Here is a 14,804-nt window from a genome sequence, read left to right as displayed (position 1 = left end):
GTGTGGGGATCGGTTCGTCGATGCGTATCGACGATGCTGATCGATGAATGGACGTGAACTTCGAACTGGGTGGGGCGGTGGGAAGATTCAGCTGCCGGGGGGTGTGCGGAGCGTACTGGAACGGTGCGTGATGACCGTGGGTACCAATTGCAGGGATTCGGTTGGTCCCTGCACATTGGCTTCGAGGAGTTCGCAAATGAGCTTTACTGCCCGGCGGGAGACCTCGGCCGGACGGAGGTCAATCGTGGAGAGAGGAATGGGCTGGAGTTCAGCAAGCGTGGGAGTGGCGCTGCCGATGACCGAAACGTCTTTGCCGGGAGTTAGCCCGCGGTTCGACAGTGCCCGTCGCAGTACGTCCTGAACCGTGCCATCAGGAGCAATAAACGCGGGCACGCCCGTGGTTTCGGCCAGGGCCTTGTCCACGGATTCGGCAATGACATCTCGGTCGGTGCCGCCGGGCAGGTGGAGTACCTTGACACCCAGGCTCTCCCCTGCCTTGTCGGTGCCGGACATGAAGCGTTCCACGTAATTCACGTGCCGGTCTACTACTTCCCGCTGCCAGTCAAGGACGGAGATCACCGTGTGGCCCGCTGCGGCGAGGTCCCGAACGCACTGTTCGCCGGCCATTTCAAAGTCGGCATCGATGCAGACCAAACCGGAAGGGTCGTGCGGGATGCCAATCAGGACCACAGGCACATGGAGGCTTCGGACCACGGGCAGCCGCTCATCGTCGCCCTCTACCTGCATGAGAATCAAGCCATCACAGATCTGCTGGCCTACCACGCGCTGCAGGCCTGGTGCACCTTCATCCTCGGTGACCAGCAGGATGTCGTGATCGTAGAGGCGGGCGGTATTGGCGATCACGGAGACGAACTCCATGATGGAGGCCATGTGCAACTCAGGTATGAAAGGAATGACCAGGCCAATGACGCGGGTCCTGCGGCTGGCCAGCGCGCGGGCTCCGGCGTTGGGCTGGTAGGTCAGCTGCTGAATGGCATCCTCCACCTTTTTCCGGGTCTTCTCGGAGATGGGCCGCTTGCCACTAAGAACATAGGAAACCGTGCTTTGGGCAACGCCGGCGGCCTGGGCAACGTCCTTGCTTGTGGGCATGGCCTAGCCTTCCTGTGCTCTCTGCTGAACGGTTCCTACTCATCGATACGCTTCGTCGATACGCATCGACCAACAGTATGACATGGGTCACTTGGCTGCGCAAGGGTGGCCGGCGAGCCCGGTATTTAATTCATCACTAAATTTAGTCGGCCAGTAATATGGGACGTACCCGTCAGAGAGGTCAACGCCCATGCCGTCCGTGATCTCCGCACCGGAGCCACAATTGCTGCGCAGGGTAAGCAACAGCGCTGTCCTCGACTTCATGCGGGCTTCTCACGCAGTGACAGTCACCGAGATCATGAAGGCAACCGGGCTCGCACGCGCCACTGCCATATCGGTGTCCGAGGAACTCGTGGAACGTGGCTGGATCAGGGAGCTGGAGAACCAGCGGGCTTTTGGCGAATACCGGAAGGGCCGGCCCGCCCGCCGGTTCGAGCTCAATGAAAGTGCCGGTTTCGTCCTGGGCGTGGACGTAGGAATCGCCAAGGTCACGGCGGTCGTGTCAAATCTCCGAGGCCAGACAGTCGGACGATCCAGCCAGCCATTCCCTGGTGTCCGGATCACTGCTGAGGACCGCATTCCCGGGACCCAGATTACTGCCGAAGAACGCCTTGCCATCATCGATCAGACGGCCATGACGGCCCTTCAGGATGCAGGTGCCTTAGCCGACATGGTGCTCGCCGTGACCATCGGCATAGCAGCACCCGTTGACCGAAACGGGGAAGTGTTGGCCACCCAACACTTCTGGGAACTGTTCGACCTGGACATCAAAACTGCTTTCAAGGACCTCCGCGGCTGGACCGTGCTGCTGGAAAACGACGCAAACCTTGCGGCCTTGGGCGAACGCTGGCACGGCGAAGCTGCCGGAGTCGACGACGTCGTAGTGATCCTCTCCAGTGAACGCTTCGGTTCGGGAGTGATCGACGGCGGGCGGCTCCTTCATGGCAGCCATGGTGGCGCGGGGGAACTGGCATTCCTGAAATACGTCGAAGGTGTGGGCAATACTTTTGGCATCGCCCTCATGGCCCGTACCTGGGCCTCTGAAACCCTCGCCGGCAAAACCAGGACATCCCTCCGAAACCACCCACGTGAGGAAATCAGTGCCGAACACGTATTCGCCGCGGCCGCAGACGGAGACGCCCTCGCATTGAGGATTTTGGACCGCCTCGCCGACAGGATGGCCAGAGTCATCGGCGCCGTGGCCACAATCTTCAACCCCGAACTCGTGGTCATTGGCGGAGCCGTGGCAAAGTCCGCCGGAGTACTGCTTGGACCCATCGCGGAACGGCTGGTCGAATTTACCGCGACTCCGCCCCGAATCGCGGTTTCCCCCTTGGGTGAGTCAATTGTGGCTGTCGGAGCCATCAGGAGCGCCCTGGACTATGTCGAGAAAAACAGCCTGGATCTTAACCTGCGCTTGCCGAGCGCGGCTGAATGAGCGAATTCATGCCTTACCGGCGGAGGCCAGCCCGAGCACAGGGTGTAGATGTTGACTCTCAAGGGCAAGGCGGGACTGGGCCGCGGCTGCATTGAGGGCATCCCCCACTGATGCACCGTGAAGGGTCGCAGCCAGGAAGCCGGCCATGAACGCATCGCCGGCGCCGTTCGTGTCCACCACATCAGCGGGAACTGCGGCAATCTCATGCTTTGTGCCGTCTGCTTCCAGCGCCAAGGCACCTTCTGCCCCGCGGGTGCATACAGCCAAGTACGGGCCCCGCTCAAGGCAGGAACTCATGAGCTCCCAGGGATCGCCGGTCCGGTCGTCATTCATGAACACGGCGTTGGCGGCACGCAGGAACGGCTCATGGAACGACGACGATCCGCCGTAGTCGTGGAGGTCCACCCACAGTGGGGTCTGCCGGACCTCATCGCGTTCCAACAGGAGTACGCCAAGCTCGCTCAGGTCAATCACGGCCAGATCGGCGGCCGCCACCAGCGCCGCGGCAGCTTCGAGGTCGTCTTCGGCAGGTGTGGAAGGGACCGAAACGTAAATGGAAACGCGGTCGCCGTCGTCGGTCATCAGGTTGACGTGGCGCTCGGTCCGTTCCGACGCGATTGCTTCGAACGTGACACCGGCCTTGGCCAGCGCGCCGCGGACCAGGCCGCCGTCGTCGTCCGCCCCAAGAGGCGAGCACAGGCGCACACTGATGCCTAGATCCGCAAGGTGCAGCGCCTTGCCCGCCGAGGTACCCCCAAGCGTCTGCCAGGAGCGCCGCGCAAACTGCATATGGGGGACGGGCTCCGGAAGGTGATCAAGAAGGACGAGCTGGTTCCACGAAGCGGGCCCGCACACGACCACCGTAGGGGAAATGGACATCCCCTACTCCTGCCGGGGGGCAAGATCAGGCTCCCTGCGGTTGTTCCGCCCGGCACTGTCGGAATGTACTTCAGCAGGCGAGGCGTTGGTGGTGTGCTGCCTGCTTGGTTCGATGTCCCGATAATGGCGGGCCGCAGGCTCCCACGAATCCCGAAGGGCGATACCAGCGTGGCTGACGGTGAATGCGTCCATTGTGCCAATTCCTAACATGTAGCGGCGTCCGGACTTGGCCGGAGCAGAAACTGCGTCAAGCATTCAGTGATGGTTTGCTTGACCCCCAATCTGACATGGCAACAACAGTAGAGATCAGCGCAGAGCCTCGTCAACGATTACGGAAAAAAATACGCTTCGTTTGCGTCCCATTCCGATGGAACCCGCTGAACAGGAAAGGACTCCAGCAGGCCCTGGGGTGGCACCGTAGCGAGAGTTCGTCCGTCTATCCCGAAACCTTAGGGGCCGGCCCGGTGGAGGCCCTCACCACGAGGTCGGATTGCAGGAGCACTTCGGACGGTCCGCCGAATTCCCCGGAAATGTCCGTGATGAGCGCGTGAACTGCTGCATGGGCAATCGCGCCCACCGGTTGGCGCAGTGTGGTCAGCGGCGGATCGGTGAACGCCATCAGCGGAGAGTCATCGAATCCGATCACCGACACATCCTCCGGTACCCGCAAGCCAGCCGCGCGCGCAGCCCTTACGGCTCCCAGCGCCATGAGGTCGGAAGCGCAGACGATCGCCGTATGCCCTGTCCGCAGCAATTCAGAAGCAGAGCTCTGGCCACCTTCAATGGTGAACATGCTGGTGGCTATGTGCGCATCAAGGTCCTGCTCACCCAGGAGTTCCTCCAGGGCGGTGCGGAAGCCGTCGATCTTGTTGCGGCTGGGCAGGAACCGGTGGGGACCAATGGAGAGTCCAATTTTGGTATGTCCCAGCGTGACCAGGTACTGGACGGCGTCAAAGATGGCCTTCGCGTCGTGATTTGCCACGGACGTCGCTTCGAGTTCCGGCCTGCTGCCGTTGACAAGCACGTAGGAGAGCCCGCGGCCCTGCAGGCGGTGGTAGCGCTCCATATTGGCCTGCCCGTCCGCATGGGCCCCGCAGATAAAGACAATCCCGACCGCTCCCTGCTTAATCAGCAGGTCGATATATTCGTCTTCCGACCTTCCGCCGCCAGGAAGGGCGCACAGCACGGGTATGAAGTCTTCCTGGGAAAGCAGGGAAACCACGTTTTGTGCCAGCGCTGGGAAGATCGGGTTGATCAGGTCTGCAACGATGACGCCCACCTGCCCCCGAGTGGTGCCGCTGACCCGGTCTGCGCGCTCATAACCGAGATCGTCCATTGCAGTGAGGACTGACTGCCGGACTTGACGGGAAACCCCGCTTCGACCGTTCAGCACCCGTGACACCGTGGCAACGCTCACCCCTACGTGCTTGGCGAGGTCTTCAAGGCGGGGCCGCTCCTGGGCGCTGCTGCCCTTGGGTGCGACGGCGTTCTTCATGGATGCTCCTGATCTTGACGGACCGTGGTTACGCCCAGTATAGGCAGACCACGCTCGTCGCACTTACGAAAACATAATGTAAATTTTGCGCAAGTCTTGACGTGTCGTGTTTCACATTTCTATCATCGACGTTACCGACAGCTCATCGATGATGCCGATCTGGGTCATTTCACGGAAGGTTTTCCATGGTTCTTCGAACCCCTGCAGCCGGGTCAAGCCGGGCATTTCAGAAACCGTACTTATCAGCCATAGCAGCCGCGGGCATGACTCCGCTGGTTCTGGGAGGACTGGCGGGCCCCGCCCTCGCGGACCACACCCCAGCACCGACCAGCGTCACCGTGGTCGGTTCATTGCAGTCCGAACTCGGCTGCCCCGGAGACTGGCAGCCTGACTGCGGCGCCACCACGCTCCAGCCGGTGGCCGGTTCACCGGGCCTCTATCAGGGGACATTTGATGTTCCCGCTGGTGGATACGAGTTCAAAATCGCGCTCAACAATTCATGGGAAGAGAACTATGGAGCTGGCGGGGTGGCAGGCGGGGCGAATCTTGCCCTGACAGCACCGGGCGGACCAGTGACCTTCTACTACGACCACAACACGCACCTGATCACCGATAACCTGCCGGACGCCGTGGGCAATGTGGCCGGCGCCCACTGGCTTAGCAGCACTACGATCGCGTGGAAAGGTTCGCCAGTAACGGCTGCGAGCTACCGGCTCTACACTGCACCCGACGGCGGAATCAGCATTTCGGGCTCACAGCTCAGTGGCGGGCAAGCCATCGAGCTGAGTCGTCAGGCCACGGGCCTCAGCGGCGAACTGGCCACACGCTTCCCCCACCTTTCGGGGGTTCCGGTCCTGACCATTCCAGCCGCCGACGCGGGCCGTGCCAAGGAACTGCTGAAGGGGCAGGTGCTCCTCGCGGCCCTGGACGCCGCAGGCAACGTCGTCGCGACGAGCGGGGTGCAGACACCCGGAGTCCTCGACAATGTGTATCCCGGGGCCCTCCAGCGCGAGCTTGGACTGATCTGGAAGGGCCAGAAACCTCAGCTTGCGCTCTGGGCGCCGACTGCGCGGAGCGTACAGGTAAAGGTTTACCCGGACGGAGCCGGTGGCGAGCCCAGCGCCGCTGTTCCGCTGACGCTGGACAATGACGGAGTCTGGACAGTCGAAGGAGACAAGAACTGGAAAGGCTCGTACTACCTGTTTGAGGTGGAGGTGTACGTTCCCGAAACAGGAAAAGTTGAACGCAACATCGTGACCGACCCCTACAGCCTTGGGCTTTCAACAAATTCCGAGCGAAGCTTCTTCCTCGACGTGGACGACAAGGCATTGGCCCCCGATGGGTGGAACAAAATCTCCAAACCCGCGCTGGCCAAGCCTGAAGACCTGTCTATCTACGAACTCCACGTACGCGACTTTTCCATCAGCGACCAGAGCGTCCCCGCCGATCACCGCGGCACGTACAAGGCCTTCACGGATGCCGACAGCAACGGGATGAAGCGCCTGAAGGAACAGATAAGCGCTGGCATCAACGCCATCCACCTCCTGCCCGTCAACGACATCGCGACAATTGAGGAACGGCGCTCGTTGCACCAGGAGCCAGCATGCGACCTGCCTTCCCTGCCTCCCGCAGGCGAAGAGCAACAGGAGTGTGTTGCCAGGATAGCCGCAAAGGACGGCTTCAACTGGGGCTACGATCCGCTGCACTACACCACTCCCGAGGGCTCATACTCTACGAACCCCGAAGGCGCCACCCGCACCATCGAATTCCGGGAAATGGTTGCTGCCCTCAACAACGCCGGCGCACGTGTGATTCAGGACGTGGTCTACAACCACACCTCCGGTGCAGGGCAGAACTCCCCGCAGAACCTGGACCGCATTGTTCCCGGCTACTACCACCGGCTGAACCCGGACACCGGCACTGTGGAAACCTCCACCTGCTGCGCCAACACTGCCACCGAAAACGGCATGATGGGAAAGCTCATGACAGATTCCCTGGTGACCCTCGCCAAGACCTACAAACTCGATGGTTTCCGCTTTGACCTCATGGGCCATCATTCCAAGCAGAATCTTCTGGACGTCCGTGCCGCCCTGGACAAACTCACCCTGCAAAAGGACGGAGTGGATGGGAAAAACATTTACCTGTATGGCGAAGGCTGGGAGTTCGGCGAAGTCGCGAACGACGCCAGGTTCGTCCAGGCAACCCAGGCGAACATGGCCGGAACCGGGATAGGCAGCTTCAACGACAGGCTGCGGGATGCTGTACGCGGCGGCACGCCGTTCGACGACGACCCCCGCATCCAAGGCTTTGCCACCGGCCTGTTCACTGACCCCAACGCCTCTGCTGCCAACGGAAGCCCGGAAGAACAGCGCGAAAACCTCCTGTTGGCGCAGGACCAGCTCAAAGTTGGCCTGACAGGCAACCTGGCCGGCTACTCCTTCACGGACCGTAACGGTGCAACCGCCAAGGGTTCGGACATCCTCTACAACGGGCAGCCGGTTGGGTACACCAACGATCCGCAGGAGGCCATTACCTACGTGGAGGCCCACGACAACGAAACCCTGTTCGACGCCTTGGCCTTCAAATTGCCCCAAGGCACAGCCATGGCCGACAGGATCCGCATGCAGAACCTCGCATTGAGCACTACTGCACTCGGGCAGGGGGTGTCGTTCTGGCACGCAGGAGCCGAAGCGCTGCGCAGCAAGTCCCTGGATCGCAACAGCTATGACTCCGGCGACTGGTTCAACGTCCTTGACCACACCGACGCCACCAATGGGTTCGCACGGGGACTGCCGCCCGCAGTCGACAACGGAGACAAGTACCCGTTCATGAAGCCGTTGCTCGAAGACCCGGCACTCAAGCCCGCGACGGCAGACATTGCCGCAGCCCGGGCCGGCGCCGCCGAACTACAACAAATCAGGAAGGGCAGCCCTCTGTTCCACCTAGGCACCGCGGCGCTCGTCCAGCAGAAGGTTTCCTTCCCCACTGGAGGACCAACGCAGACCCCCGGAGTTGTGGTCATGAACATCGACGACACCGTAGGGCCGGACGTTGACCCGAAGCGCAAGGGCCTCGTGGTCGTCTTCAACGCCTCAGATGAAGCAACAACCCAGAACGTTCCAGGCACTGCGGGACAGCGCTACTCGCTCCACGCCGTCCAGGCCGGCGGGAAGGACCCCATTGTGAAAACCGCCGTGCATGATGAGGCGTCTGGAACGTTCACCATCCCTGCCCGCAGCGTGGCGGTCTTCGAAGCCAACTAAACCCACCGTCGCCCGCGGCGTGCCGGCCAGCCTCCGCGCGCCGTGGGACGACTCCCACTCCAGTGCACCGAAGACGCAACCTGTCTTACAGCAGGAGCCAACGGAACGTAGGCGAAGAGATGCAGTTCACGGGAGTTGTGGGCGGAACGCTGTCCGTGGAGGAAGGTCAGGCAGCTGCCAGGCTGTGCGCCCTCCCCCGCCATCGCCGCCGCAAGCATCGTTGGCTGTCCGGCCGTCATCGTTGTGCCCAAGAATGCGCCGCAGATCAAAGTGGAGAACTGCCGCTGGTAGAGCCGACGAAGTCCTCAGGAGGCAATGTCGACCCGGCCGTCTACATGCGCGCGCTCACCACACATCCCTTTGGACTCGGGGCACAGGGCATCAGGACCCCATGATGCGCAGTGAACGCTGGCCAAAACCCGGAACCCACAAGTTTCAATCAAAAATCCGAATCCACACACTCACTTTTCGCCCGTCGGGGTTATCCTCAAAGAGCGTATCCAGTTGCGGGGGGCATCCGGGCGGGGGGCTAGGCGCACCCGCGGTGTGACTGCCGCGGGCCAGTTTCATATTGTGCATCCACACTGGGGAAACCCGGCGGATTTCAAAGGAAACGAGCATGGGCCGTCGACACGCAGCAACTGACCCCACCTACCCACGCTGGATCTGGTACGCCGCGGCCGCCCTGGTTGCACTTCTCATTCTTGGCGGTGCCTTTGTGCTGCAAACCCTTATTTACCCGGACCGTTCAGGTGGGGGTTCCGCGGGAAATGGCAACACGCCGTCAGCGACCGAACCCTTGGAACAGGACAGTCCTGCCGGCGTCGCCGGGTCCCCTCCCTGCATTTCCTTGAACATCCTCACGTCGCTGGAGAACGCTGAGATGGTCCGCGCCCTGGCGGCGGCCTATACGGCGAAACCCCGCAGCGTGGACAGCAAATGCGTGACGCCGGCAGTGACCCAGGAAAAAACCGGAGTCGCTGCACGCAAGGTTGCGGGGCAGTTCCCCGGTGTTCCTGCCGGTGACAGGCCGGCGATCTGGCTGCCCGACTCCTCCGCATGGTTACGGATCGCCGGGGAAGGCGCCGGCGGAGGTCCTGTCCCACAAGAGGGAACCAGCCTGGCTCGGAGTGCCATCGTAGTGGCCATGCCCGAGACAATGGCAAAGGCCCTCGGCTGGGACAGCAAACCGCCGTCGTGGTCTGAGGTGTTCAGGATGGCCGAGGACCGTGACGTCTGGGAGCGCCTCGGCCACGGCGACTGGGGAAAGTTCAAGTTTGGCAAAGCCAGTCCGCTCGTCTCAACCTCTGGCCTGATGGCCCTGGCTGCCTCCTACGGCGCCGCCGGCGGCAGCCCGGGCGGCTTGGACGACATGGACCTGGACGCTCCCTCCCTGGTGGAAAAAGTGCGCGCCGTCGAACTGGGCACCAGCCACTATATGGCCACCCCCGAACACTTCCTGTGGCACGCCAGGGAGGCTGACGACGCCGGCAAAGTCTCGGAATTCCTCTCGGCCGTAATCGTCGATGAAAAATCTGTATGGGACTACAACAGGGGTGTGGTCAGCGAGGACGGAATTACGAAGCATCCCGGCCCCGCGCCCAAGGAGCCCCTTACTGCCATCTACCCCCAGGACGGCGTGCACGTGGCGGACAACCCCGCAGTCATCCTTGACGGAGACTGGGTGGGGAGCCAGCAGCGCCTGGCTGCCCAGGATTTCATCGCGTTCGCCGTGACGGAACAGGGCCAAAACGTAGTCATGGCATCCGGGTACCGGACCATCCAGGGCAAAGTGGATACCGGCGTGGCGGACACCGGCCGGTACGCGCAGACGCTCCAGCCGCTGCCACTGCCCAGGAGGGAAGCGCTTGTATCCATGCAGGACAGCTTCCCCGATGTCCGCAAGCGTGCCAGGGCCCTGTTCCTGCTGGACGTCTCGGAGTCCATGGTGCAGGAGCCCGGCGTGACCAAGCTGCAACGGGCAAAGGATGCCGTCCAGAAGGCACTGGGTCATTTCACGGGTGAGGATGAGATTGGACTGGCCGCCTTCTCCCACGTGGGCGACGGTCCCCTGCAGCCTGGCATCGTCAGCCCGGTAGCCCCGTTCAAGACCAACAAAGATGACCTCCTCAACAAGCTCAACGGGCTCCAGGCCGTGGACGCCACGCCTCTTTTCGAAGCGGTGAGCCGATTCTCGGGCGATCAGGCAAAGGACTACAAGGACACCTTCATCAACACCATCGTGCTTTTGAGTGACGGCAAAAACGACACCACGCACCCCGGAGACCTAAACGGGCTCTCCCAGCAGCTGAGCCATCAGAACCACTCGACGCCGGTTCTCGTCTTTACGCTCGCTTACGGGCCCGACGCCGACGTCCCTACTCTGCTGGAAATCGCCAGGGCCAGTGGGGCGCACTACTACGACGCCACCGATCCGAATAGGCTCGAAGAGGTGCTGGGCGAACTGGTGACCAGCTTCTAGGTGTGATGCTAAATGCGATCCACCGCTAAGCGGAACAGCGAGCACCAGGAGATAGCAAGAAGGGACCGACCATGCTGATCTGCGCAACCTGCGCCGTGGAACGCGACGAACCTGCCCCGGAGCTCTGCCCGATCTGCACCGATGAACGGCAGTATGTGCCCGAGGACGGACAAAAGTGGCTCACACTGGACGGTCTGGCGCAGGAGGGCCAGCAGATAGTGCTGAAGGAGAACGAACCGGGTCTTAGCGGAATCATGACGAAGCCGAAAGTCGGAATCGGCCAGACCGCCCAGCTCGTAACGACACACGAGGGTTCATTGCTGTGGGATCCGATCGGGTATGTCGATGACAGCACTCTGAAGGCAGTACTCGAACAAGGCCCTGTCCTGGCTATCGCCGCCAGCCATCCCCACATGTTTGGTGTGCAGGTCGAATGGTCGCATCGGCTCGGTGGCGTCCCGGTGTTTGTGGCCGATGCAGACCGACGATGGCTGGGGCGCCATGACCCAATTATCAAGTACTGGTCCGGCACCCAATCCATCGCCGAAGGCTTGACGCTGCACCAGACCGGGGGGCACTTTCCCGGCAGCGCGGTGGTGCACTGGGCTGCAGGAGCAGACGGCAGGGGGGTCTTGTTGACCGGCGACAGCGTGTATCCGAATCCCGACCGGATCTCCATCTCCTTCATGCGCAGCTACCCGAATCATCTGCCGCTTTCCGGTGCCGTGGCGTTGCGGATAGCCGGGCAGTTGGGAGAGCTCAGATTCGACCGGATCTACGGCAACTTCAACAATGTCATCGCGTCCGGAGCCAAAGCCATCCTGCACGAGTCCGCGCAGCGGCATGCTGCCTGGGCGCGAGGTGACTTCGACCATTTGACCTGAACGTCAGCTGATGAATACTCGCCCCTGATCTCGTGGAAGTGGCCGCGGAGCAGGCTCTCGCATGGCACAAGGAATAGGGCTAGCCTGACGCACATGGCGCAGACAGCCTCACCCCACGCGCGTGGATCAGAACGATCCTCTTCCTGCTCCTGGCCCCGGGCGTCATCCCGTGGCTCATCTCCGGCTGGCGGTGGCGAGACTGGGGCGGCCTGGCCTGGGTCGTGGTGCCGATCGCATAGATCCAGGCACTGCTGTGCGGCAGTTGGTGGCTGGTGCTCTACGCCATCATCGTGCTCACCACGGTCGTCGGGTTCGTGAAGGCTACGAGGAGCCGACCCTCACCCCGCACGTACGGCGAGCAATACCTCAACTACCGCCGCCACGGCCCATGGCGGTCGCCGCTGCTCAAGCCGTGGCGGGAGTGACCGTGCCGGGATCTCTGGCGTCGAAAAGGGCTGGCGCAGATTGATGTCCCGCGGGCACCATGGGTGGGTGACCCCGGTCCAGGACATACCACCACACTTCTACGGCCAGCTGATCGAGACGACCGTCAGGGTAGTCGCGTGGAATGTCTGGGGGCTGTACGGTCCGTGGGAGGAGCGTGAGGCCGCGATCATCACCACGTTGGCAAAGGCCCGCCCAGATATAGTCGTGCTGGCCGAGTCGTGGGCAAAAAGCCAGGATAGCCAGTGTGCTCGGCTGGCAGGCCCGCTGGGGCTGCCGCACTATGCCTTCAGCGGTGTCACCGCGCAGGAAGACGACGCCGCGCTCTCCGGCGTAGCGGTGATGTCACGGTGGCCAATCAACTCCAGAGCCAGTACATCTTTCGGTGACCTGCGCGTGCAGCAGGCCGAGCTTTCCGGCCCTCGCGGACCGATCCAGGTCTATGGCGTGGTCATGGACGCATGGTGGTTCGATGAAAGTCACGAACGCCAAGAAGCGGTCAAGGGCCTGTTCTCAGAGGTGCACGCCGCGCAGGACGATCGAATCCCCTTCATCGTCTGCGGTGACTTCAACGCCGATCCTGACAGTGACGAAATACGGATGATGACCGGCCGGGCAGCGGCGCCCGTCCAAGGGGTGGCTTTCTATGACGCTTGGGAGGTGGCCGGCCCAGGCGACAAAGGCTGCACGTGGTCCAACAGCAACCCCTGGGCCACACAACTGCTGTGGCCGGACCGTCGGATCGACTACATCTTCACCGCGGCACCTCGGCGCGGCGGAGCCGGCCACCCCCGCTCCGCGGCGCTGGTTGGGACCACTCCCGTGCACGGGGTGTACGCCTCAGACCACTTCGGTGTGCAGGCCGACGTCCGCTACTAAACACCCATCATCGCCACGGGAGCCCGCTCCGGCACGCTGCGACTCGTATAATCTGAGCATGCCGATCACGCGCCTCAAGCGAGGCCTCCATGCCCAGCAGTCCACCCTCGAGCACTTTGGAAGTGATCTGTGAGCGGCGGTCTCGTCGCCCTGCTGGACGACGTCGCAGCCCTCGCCCGCATAGCGGCCGCGTCGGTGGATGACGTCGCGGCCGGAGCAGCCAAGGCGGGAGCCAAGGCCGCCGGCGTGGTGATCGACGACGCCGCCGTGACGCCACAGTACGTGTCCGGGGCGGACCCGTCCCGCGAGTTGCCGATGATTAAGAAGATCTTCTGGGGCTCGCTCCGCAATAAGCTGCTGATCATCCTGCCCGCACTTCTTCTCGTCAGCGCGTTCATCCCATGGGCCATTCCGTTCATCCTTATGCTGGGCGGCACCTACCTCTGCTACGAGGGCGCCGAGAAGGTCTGGCACAAGCTCCGCGGCCACCACGAGGACGAAAAAGCGCCGGCAGTTGAGCGAGGTCCGGAGGCGGAGGCCAAGGTCACCAAGGGCGCCATCACCACCGACTTCATTCTCTCCTGCGAAATCATGGTCATCTCGATGAACGAGGTGGCAAATGAGTCCCTGTGGGCCCGGGCCCTCATCCTGGTCGTCGTTGCGCTCGTCATCACGGTGCTCGTGTACGGTGCCGTCGGATTGATCGTCAAGATGGACGACATCGGCCTGCACCTGGCCGCTAAAGATTCTGCGGGGTCCAAGCGCTTCGGCGAGCTGCTCGTCAAGGGAATGCCCGCCGTGCTGACCGCGATAACCCTCGTCGGGACCATCGCCATGCTGTGGGTGGGTGGCCATATCATGCTGCAGGGAGCACACGATCTCGGCTGGCACGCGCCGTATGATCTGGTCCATGCCCTGGAGCACCCGTTCGTCGGAATCCCGGTGGTAGGCGGCTTCCTGGCATGGCTGGTCAATACCTTGTGTTCTGCCGTACTCGGGCTCGCCTGGGGCCTCGTGGTCGTGGCTGTCGTGGGCCCACTGCTAAAAGTGCTGCCTTTCGGCAAAAAGAAGAAGGGGCACGAGGAAGGAGACCTTCGCGCCGTGGTTTCCGGCCACAAGCCGGGTCAAGGCAAGGCCGATTCCAACACCTGACCTAGAGCCTCCGGATAGCCGTCCGACCCCCATCACGAAGTAGGCCGTCCAGGGTGGCAGAACGACGTCGTCCAGGTCCCCGCCTCGACTGACTAGTCCCGTAGAACGCGAAAGCGAGTCCGGCTTGACGAAGTTCGATGCTCACTACAGCGTTCACTGTGAGTCCAGCCCTGACCTGAGAGATCCCTCGCCCGTATGGCTGCTCGAGCCCGGTCGATGACGCGATGATCCTGCTGGGGGCCGGAGAAGTGAACGGGCCGTATCCTCATGAGGGTACGGCCCGTTAGCCTGGCGTCAGGTTCAGACGGGGATCAGTCGAAGCCGTGGCTGTAGACCTTGCGGATGGTCTCGGTAACATCCCAGCGGCCCGACCAGCCCTTGGGCTGCACAACAACGTCGCCGGCAGAGACCTCGTAGACGTTGCCGGTGTCGCCATCCGTGACGGTCACGCGGCCGCTCACGATGTAGCAGACCTCGGTGTCCTCGCGGGGGGTTATATTCCAACCGCCCGGCTGGCACTCCCAGACGCCCGTCTTGATAGCGGTGTCGAACTTAAGGATCGATGTCTGCGGGTCACCCGAGTCGTAGCCGACACGGTGGCCGTTGGGTTCGAGCTCGCCCTGAATTTTGGCTGCAGGGACATATACGTATGGACGCATGATTTTCCTTCCACTGGATCGTGAATTGTTGACAATCGTACTCCATGGATCGGCGGCGCGTCTATTGCACTCCTGGGACCAACTCATACGGACGAGATAATCACCAGCCTCCACGTGTG

The 14,804-nt window shown here is 62.3% G+C and carries 11 protein-coding genes; 6 read left to right on the top strand and 5 right to left on the bottom strand.

The window, feature by feature from the left end; translation table 11 throughout:
- Positions 1-87: 87 nt before the first annotated feature.
- Complete coding sequence (locus ACLKOZ_RS21015; RefSeq protein ID WP_436478056.1) at positions 88-1,110, bottom strand: LacI family DNA-binding transcriptional regulator; 1,023 nt, start codon at positions 1,108-1,110, stop codon at positions 88-90.
- A gap of 190 nt (positions 1,111-1,300) precedes the next feature.
- Between ACLKOZ_RS21015 and ACLKOZ_RS21010 the strand changes: the two genes are divergently transcribed.
- The gene (locus ACLKOZ_RS21010; RefSeq protein ID WP_436478054.1) at positions 1,301-2,548 is read left to right on the top strand and encodes an ROK family protein; all 1,248 of its coding nucleotides are present in this window, start codon (positions 1,301-1,303) and stop codon (positions 2,546-2,548) included.
- Positions 2,549-2,554: 6 nt separating this feature from the next.
- Here ACLKOZ_RS21010 and ACLKOZ_RS21005 read toward each other — a convergent pair whose 3' ends face one another.
- The 3 genes from ACLKOZ_RS21005 to ACLKOZ_RS20995 all read right to left on the bottom strand — a co-directional run bounded on the left by ACLKOZ_RS21005 (position 2,555) and on the right by ACLKOZ_RS20995 (position 4,922).
- Positions 2,555-3,427, bottom strand: a complete 873-nt coding sequence (locus tag ACLKOZ_RS21005) for a carbohydrate kinase family protein (RefSeq protein ID WP_436478053.1) — start codon at positions 3,425-3,427, stop codon at positions 2,555-2,557.
- A 3-nt stretch (positions 3,428-3,430) separates the two neighbouring features.
- Positions 3,431-3,619 carry a hypothetical protein gene (locus ACLKOZ_RS21000; protein WP_436478051.1) on the bottom strand — a complete coding sequence of 63 codons (189 nt, stop codon included), beginning with the start codon at positions 3,617-3,619 and terminating at the stop codon, positions 3,431-3,433.
- Between the two features lie 244 nt (positions 3,620-3,863).
- On the bottom strand, positions 3,864-4,922 hold the full coding sequence (locus tag ACLKOZ_RS20995) for a LacI family DNA-binding transcriptional regulator (protein WP_436478049.1): 1,059 nt from the start codon (positions 4,920-4,922) through the stop codon (positions 3,864-3,866).
- 263 nt (positions 4,923-5,185) lie between these two features.
- Between ACLKOZ_RS20995 and pulA the strand changes: the two genes are divergently transcribed.
- The 5 genes from pulA to ACLKOZ_RS20970 all read left to right on the top strand — a co-directional run bounded on the left by pulA (position 5,186) and on the right by ACLKOZ_RS20970 (position 14,026).
- Positions 5,186-8,185 carry a pullulanase-type alpha-1,6-glucosidase gene (gene pulA, locus ACLKOZ_RS20990; protein WP_436478047.1) on the top strand — a complete coding sequence of 1,000 codons (3,000 nt, stop codon included), beginning with the start codon at positions 5,186-5,188 and terminating at the stop codon, positions 8,183-8,185.
- Between the two features lie 619 nt (positions 8,186-8,804).
- On the top strand, positions 8,805-10,667 hold the full coding sequence (locus tag ACLKOZ_RS20985) for a substrate-binding domain-containing protein (RefSeq protein WP_436478045.1): 1,863 nt from the start codon (positions 8,805-8,807) through the stop codon (positions 10,665-10,667).
- 71 nt (positions 10,668-10,738) lie between these two features.
- Entirely contained in the window at positions 10,739-11,551 is an 813-nt protein-coding gene (locus ACLKOZ_RS20980; RefSeq protein WP_436478043.1) for a hydrolase, read from the top strand.
- A 492-nt stretch (positions 11,552-12,043) separates the two neighbouring features.
- Positions 12,044-12,874, top strand: coding sequence for an endonuclease/exonuclease/phosphatase family protein (locus ACLKOZ_RS20975; RefSeq protein ID WP_436478041.1), 831 nt, complete (start codon positions 12,044-12,046; stop codon positions 12,872-12,874).
- Between the two features lie 129 nt (positions 12,875-13,003).
- Positions 13,004-14,026 (top strand): DUF808 domain-containing protein, encoded by a 1,023-nt coding sequence (locus ACLKOZ_RS20970; protein ID WP_436478039.1) that lies wholly within the window; start codon positions 13,004-13,006, stop codon positions 14,024-14,026.
- 311 nt (positions 14,027-14,337) lie between these two features.
- Here ACLKOZ_RS20970 and ACLKOZ_RS20965 read toward each other — a convergent pair whose 3' ends face one another.
- Positions 14,338-14,685, bottom strand: a complete 348-nt coding sequence (locus ACLKOZ_RS20965; RefSeq protein ID WP_436478037.1) for a cupin domain-containing protein — start codon at positions 14,683-14,685, stop codon at positions 14,338-14,340.
- Between the last annotated feature and the right edge of the window lie 119 nt (positions 14,686-14,804).

The sequence above is a fragment of the Arthrobacter sp. R4 genome (genome assembly GCF_051365025.1).
In the GTDB taxonomy this organism is placed as follows: Bacteria; Actinomycetota; Actinomycetes; order Actinomycetales; family Micrococcaceae; genus Arthrobacter.
The sequence above is the reverse complement of the archived record's forward strand: the minus strand, read 5'-3'. Positions and strand labels throughout refer to the sequence as shown.

Excerpts from the sequence above, each read along its gene's own strand:
- ACLKOZ_RS21015 (WP_436478056.1), bottom strand. The coding sequence starts at position 1,110 with ATGCCCACAAGCAAGGACGTTGCCCAGGCCGCCGGCGTTGCCCAAAGC.
- ACLKOZ_RS21010 (WP_436478054.1), top strand. The coding sequence starts at position 1,301 with ATGCCGTCCGTGATCTCCGCACCGGAGCCACAATTGCTGCGCAGGGTA.
- ACLKOZ_RS21005 (WP_436478053.1), bottom strand. The coding sequence starts at position 3,427 with ATGTCCATTTCCCCTACGGTGGTCGTGTGCGGGCCCGCTTCGTGGAAC.
- ACLKOZ_RS21000 (WP_436478051.1), bottom strand. The coding sequence starts at position 3,619 with ATGGACGCATTCACCGTCAGCCACGCTGGTATCGCCCTTCGGGATTCG.
- ACLKOZ_RS20995 (WP_436478049.1), bottom strand. The coding sequence starts at position 4,922 with ATGAAGAACGCCGTCGCACCCAAGGGCAGCAGCGCCCAGGAGCGGCCC.
- pulA (WP_436478047.1), top strand. The coding sequence starts at position 5,186 with ATGACTCCGCTGGTTCTGGGAGGACTGGCGGGCCCCGCCCTCGCGGAC.
- ACLKOZ_RS20985 (WP_436478045.1), top strand. The coding sequence starts at position 8,805 with ATGGGCCGTCGACACGCAGCAACTGACCCCACCTACCCACGCTGGATC.
- ACLKOZ_RS20980 (WP_436478043.1), top strand. The coding sequence starts at position 10,739 with ATGCTGATCTGCGCAACCTGCGCCGTGGAACGCGACGAACCTGCCCCG.
- ACLKOZ_RS20965 (WP_436478037.1), bottom strand. The coding sequence starts at position 14,685 with ATGCGTCCATACGTATATGTCCCTGCAGCCAAAATTCAGGGCGAGCTC.